Source organism: Streptomyces colwelliae (genome assembly GCF_048158785.1).
Taxonomy (GTDB): domain Bacteria; phylum Actinomycetota; class Actinomycetes; order Streptomycetales; family Streptomycetaceae; genus Streptomyces.
The window spans coordinates 1-3,474 of the sequence record NZ_JBLTJC010000638.1 but is presented as its reverse complement, the minus strand read 5'-3'; the positions used below and the strand labels follow the sequence as shown (position 1 = coordinate 3,474).

The following is a 3,474-nucleotide window of genomic DNA, read 5'->3' as shown; positions in this document are numbered from 1 at the left end:
AACTGCCGCATCAAGTCCTGGAGCAGGTCCTCCAGTTCGGTGCCGCCGACCCGCACATACACGCCACCGGCGGCGGCCGCGTTCCGCAGCAGAGTGGACTTTCCCGCTCCGCAGGGGCCGGTGAACCACGCCCTCCCGAAGCTGCCCCGAGGTGACCCGGCATGACCACACCCACTCCACCGAGCGCCTTCCCGGACGTCGAGGCGATGATCGTCGACATCCTGGAGGACGACTCCCGGCTCTCCGGCGCGATCGTCGCCGTACAGGCGCCGACCGGCTTCGACGGCACGGCCGCCGCCGTGTTCGTCAACCGGCGCGGCGGCGCCTGGGTCGGCGAACGCCATGTCGACCAGCCGCTGATCGAGCTGGAGGTGTACGGCCCGACCAAGCAGGCCGCGCACGTCCTGGCCAACGACGCCCGTCAGGCCGTACTGGCGATGGCGAACAACAAGTACGGCACGAACCTCGTCACCGAGGTCGAGGAGCAGGACGGCCCGCGCTGGCTGCCCGACTACCTCTACTCCGCGGCCAACCGCTACGTCACGGTGATGAAGGTGTACGTGGACGTCTACTGATCCACCCCACCGATCTCCCGGACGCTCCGCGCCCCACAGACCGAAGGCCCCGCCACCCCCCGGCGGGGCCTTCTTCGTACCCGGACCTCCCGAGTACGGCAGCACCCCATCTCAACTCACCCTGAGAACAAGGAGATTCACCCATGGCAGGAACCAACTCCTCCGAGATCCGCATCGCCGGCGTAGGCCGCCTCTACGTCGCCGCCGCCGACACCGACGTCCCGTCGACCTTCTCCACCGACCCCGCCACCGACTGGGCGACCTGGAAGAACCTCGGGTTCACCTCCGGCGACGGCGTCACCTTCAGCAAGAAGGACAAGCTGGAGCCGGTCGACGTGTGGCAGGCCGTCAGCCCGGTGCACTTCGTGTACTCGGACCGCGACCTGACCCTGAAGTTCTCGCTGATGCAGTTCAACGAGGACACGCTGCCGTTCTTCATGGGCGGCGGCGGGGTCAGCGCGGTGACCGGCGCGACGGGCGTCTACCAGTACGACATCGCCGACCGGCCGTTCGCCGATGTGCGCGCGCTCGGGCTGGAGTTCACGGACGTCCGGGCGAGCGACGGTTCGACGGTGACGTACCGCTTCGGCATCCCGCGCGGCCAGGTCACCGCGTCGGACGACATCAAGCTGGCCCGCAAGTCGGCGGCCCAGCTCGGCATCACGTTCAGCGCGATGTCCGCGGCCGACGGTTCGCCGCTGGCCAGCTTCGTGATGAAGGACGCCGCGTACGCCGCGTCCTGACCCACCGGGGTGGGACAGGCGGGCCCGTCTGTCCCACCCCGGGCCCAACTCCCCTTTTCCGAAGCACCTGTTCGCCCGTTCGCCCGTTCGCCTGTTTAAGGAGTACTCATCGCCATGGCTCGTTTCGACGTCAACGCGGCCCGCGCCCAGCGGCTCGAAGCCCTCGGCCGCACCTGGTCGTTCGAACTCGACACCGAGAGCTACACCCTCCCCACCGAGCTGACCCGCGCCACCGCCAAGGCGCTGCGCAAGCTCGACGACAACGACGTGGACGGGCTGCTCCGACTCCTCCTGGGCGAGAAGCAGTTCACCCGCTTCGAGCAGCACGAGGTCACGATGCAGGACATCGCCGCCATCCTGGAGGCCTACGGCAAGGAGACCGGGCTCGGCCTGGGGGAAGGCTGAGCCTCGTCGGGTTCGTCGACGAACACGCCGAGGCCCTCGAAGCGGACCTGCTCCGCTATTACGGCATCGATCTGCTCGACTGGCACCGTGACCGGCTCTCCGCGCGCCGACTCACCGTGCTCATCAGGCAGTTGCCGCACGACAGCGCCCTCAACCGGGAGCTGCACGGCGAGGCCGCCGACTGGTCGGTGACCGACCATCTGCTGGCCGCCGCCGTGGACCATCTCGCCGCCGCCAACTGGATGTTCGCCTCCGTCAACTCGGAGGAGGGCGACCAGCCGGACCCACCGGCACCGGTACCGCGTCCGTCGTACGACGGCACGGACACCGGGGGCGAGGAGACGCCGGGTGAGGCGGGTCAGGAGGAGACGCCGGCTGCGGACGCGGCACCGTCGACGGTCCAACTGGCCCGGTTCTTCGGCTGATTGTCAGTCAGCCGGCCCAGTCTCCCCGTCCCGGCGCCCGCCGGAGGCCCGGCCCTCCAACTCATCAGCGAGGGCACGGGCCTTGGCGGAGAGCCTGGGGCGTCCCTCGCTCCGGATGGTGCCGGGCTGGGCGGGCGAGGATTCGGCCGACTCCGCTCTACGTCCCTTGTCGCGCCCGGTTCCGGCGGTCAGCGGGGGCACGCTGGGCCGCCCGTTGCGCCGTACCACCGAACGCCGTTCGGCGGGTGCGGCGCGCTTCTCCCGCACATCGCGGGCGGTGACAAGGATGTCGGGGTCGGGGTCGGTATCCGTATCGGCATCGGCATCGGCATCGGCATCGAGGCCGATATCGGGTTCCACCTGGCCCCGAGGGCCGTCCGCCACGCCCCGCTCCTGTTCCCCGCGCTCTTCTACTCGCGTCAACTCGGGCGGAGGACTCAGCAGTTGGACGTACGGCAACTGGATGACGTCACCACCGACGTGATCGCGATCCCGCACCCGGCGCGGCCGGCGCCCGGTGCGGGCGTCCTCCTGCCCCTGGAGGTAGGCGGCGGTGATCCGTTGCTCGTACGCCCGCCGCACGGCCGGGAGTTGCTCCTCGACGACGTCGGCCCAACCCGCGCTGTAGGCGGCGAGTTCACGCCGGTCGAGTTCGGCGCGGGGCAGGATCACCAGGTCGTCGGGGGCATGGCCGAGCCGTAGGACGAGTTCGGACAGGCGGGCGATGAGATGGGGAAGATCGGGGGCTTGTTCAAGCCAGTCGATCACATGCGTCTGCCGCGCGTTGCTCGCGTTCCCATCCACCCCGTAGGCCTTGCTCTCGTCCCTGCCCCACCGCGCCCCCCAGCGCGAGGACGGCCGCCCCATCGCCGCCCACCGTCGTAGCCAGGCCCCAAATGCCTCACCGGGCCTGGTAATTCACCTTTCATTCACCGACGGGAGAACGGCCGGATCCTACTTCACCAACCTGGCACAACTGCCACCGCACCCCGTATCTCCGCAGGTCCGGACCGCTGAGCGGTCAACTGTCTTCGGCAAACACGAAACACCACCGCAAGATTACTCGTACACTAGTTCGAACCGACGCTTCGAGCGCACCAGGAGCGCCACCTGTACCACCAGCCGAGCGGACAGACAGGAAAGCAGGACGACGACATGGCGACTGGCACGAGTCACTCCCCGCAGCAGCCGATCGACACCTACACCCGCCTCGCCCACCTCCTGCATTCCCCCGCCCCCGACCGCACGACCCTGCTCGACCGGCTGTACGAGGAGTTGCTCACGCGGGAGTCCCGGGCGTACGCGGCGGGTTGGACGGACGCGCTG

5 protein-coding genes are annotated in these 3,474 nt (G+C 69.3%); 4 read left to right on the top strand and 1 reads right to left on the bottom strand.

Going from position 1 to position 3,474, the window contains the following annotated elements:
- Positions 1–161: 161 nt before the first annotated feature.
- From ACNFOC_RS52445 to ACNFOC_RS52430, 4 genes are all read left to right on the top strand, one after another.
- Entirely contained in the window at positions 162–575 is a 414-nt protein-coding gene (locus ACNFOC_RS52445) for a hypothetical protein (protein WP_043682841.1), read from the top strand.
- 143 nt (positions 576–718) lie between these two features.
- On the top strand, positions 719–1,318 hold the full coding sequence (locus tag ACNFOC_RS52440) for a phage tail tube protein (protein ID WP_416966031.1): 600 nt from the start codon (positions 719–721) through the stop codon (positions 1,316–1,318).
- Positions 1,319–1,432: 114 nt separating this feature from the next.
- The gene (locus ACNFOC_RS52435; RefSeq protein ID WP_200691634.1) at positions 1,433–1,723 is read left to right on the top strand and encodes a hypothetical protein; all 291 of its coding nucleotides are present in this window, start codon (positions 1,433–1,435) and stop codon (positions 1,721–1,723) included.
- Between the two features lie 65 nt (positions 1,724–1,788).
- Positions 1,789–2,148 (top strand): hypothetical protein, encoded by a 360-nt coding sequence (locus ACNFOC_RS52430; protein WP_416966032.1) that lies wholly within the window; start codon positions 1,789–1,791, stop codon positions 2,146–2,148.
- Positions 2,149–2,151: 3 nt separating this feature from the next.
- Here the strand turns inward: ACNFOC_RS52430 and ACNFOC_RS52425 are convergent, their stop codons facing one another.
- Positions 2,152–3,015: a hypothetical protein gene (locus ACNFOC_RS52425; protein WP_416966030.1), complete on the bottom strand. Its 864-nt coding sequence runs from the start codon at positions 3,013–3,015 to the stop codon at positions 2,152–2,154.
- Positions 3,016–3,474 lie beyond the last annotated feature (459 nt).